General features: G+C 41.8%; 2 protein-coding genes. Both read right to left on the bottom strand.

The window, feature by feature from the left end:
• Positions 1-205 precede the first annotated feature (205 nt).
• Positions 206-604 carry a nuclear transport factor 2 family protein gene (locus A3735_RS22675; RefSeq protein WP_068513165.1) on the bottom strand — a complete coding sequence of 133 codons (399 nt, stop codon included), beginning with the start codon at positions 602-604 and terminating at the stop codon, positions 206-208.
• 110 nt (positions 605-714) lie between these two features.
• Positions 715-1,272, bottom strand: a complete 558-nt coding sequence (locus A3735_RS22670) for a TlpA disulfide reductase family protein (protein WP_082880508.1) — start codon at positions 1,270-1,272, stop codon at positions 715-717.
• Between the last annotated feature and the right edge of the window lie 256 nt (positions 1,273-1,528).

Below are 1,528 nucleotides of genomic sequence, written 5' to 3'. Positions count from 1 at the left end.
CGCTGCTATTCGTAGCTGGTCTGGTGGAACCAGGCGCAGGCCAAGCACTAGGCCATAGAGCGTCGCGATGATCGCTAATGTAGCCACCACATAGCTTAATACATTTGAAAGACTTGGGAGTTTCAAGGATCTTTTCATATCAATAAATCTCTATTTGGCTTGTCATTAGGAAAACTGCACAGCGAGCTTCCCCGTGATGACGAGTTTATTGTCCTTGTTGAAATTTTGCGAGCGCTTCACCCATTGCCTTGTGAACGGCATTGATGCCCTGAAGAGGGCGCAGCATGACTTTGAATTCAGTTATTTGATCATCTTCGTTCCAGGTGATCATGTCGACACCATTGACGGTTTTGCCGTCAATAAGGGTTTCGAATTCGAGCACGGCAAAATGGTCGTTGTAAACTTCTTGAATATATTTGAAGTGTTCATTCGCAATCGTTTGCATTGCGCCCATTAGGTATAGTTTTGTAATGGCTTTGCCTCTTTGCGGAGTATGAACTACCGGAGAAAACATCGTGGCGTTATCAGCCAATAAATTGTCTAGAGCATTGATATCTCGTGTTTTCACAACAGTATGCCAGTTCTGAATAACTTTAGGAGCCATGATCTTTACCGTAATTATTGATAGTCAAAAAGGTGTTCTGAAGCGCTAATGTATCAAAGAAAATGGGACTAATGCGAATCTAATAACGGAAAACGGTAAAGACTAAATGTTTACTCCTGAAGCAGCATGTTGACTTCTTTCTCGAGGTAACGAATAAACCCCGTGTTAAACCCCTGATGAGCAATGCGAATATAACCTTCTCGATCTATCAAAAATGATGTAGGCATGGTGAGTAGCTCGTAAGCCTGTTGGGATTTCCCACTTCGTTCTTCCAGTACCGGAAAATCCACTGGGTACTGTTCAAGAAAACGCATCGCTTCTTCAGTGGTGACGTCAACATTGACAGCAAGAATTTCAAAGTCTTTACCGTTTTGTTTACTGTGCAGGCGCTTGCGAAGTTGATTATATTCGGGCATCGACTGACGGCATGGACCACACCATGAGGCCCAAAAATCTACCAGTACCACTTTGCCTTTATAGTCACTCAGATTGACGGTGCTCTTCTCATGTATATCAGGTAAAGAGAAGAGGGGGGCTTTGTTATATTTTGCGTCTTTTAAGTCTGCAGAGACCTGCTCGGTAAAGGAGTTTAAGCCTATAAAAATTAGGATGAAGTAAGCAATAGATAAACCAAGAAAACGGTCGGGCTTATTGGAGCGCGTGGGCATAAATGTAAAGCTCTACTGATAAAAAGAATTCATTTATTTGAACGCCGCGCGCCTAGAAAGTTCCCTGCCTTGCTAACTATAACCATTGAATGTAATGATTAGAGAGTACTTGATGACGCGTCGCATGACGTATTTTCAATAATGTACTATATTAAATGAATGAAAAAATATAAAAACCAGGCCTTATGGCGAACTTATCTATTTGTCGTATTCTTTTCTATCGTCGTAACCGCATCTTTTTTATATGCTGAATGGC

The sequence above is a fragment of the Oleiphilus sp. HI0061 genome (assembly GCF_001635675.1).
Note: the sequence above shows the minus strand (reverse complement) of the source record. Positions and strands in the feature narration are given on the sequence as shown.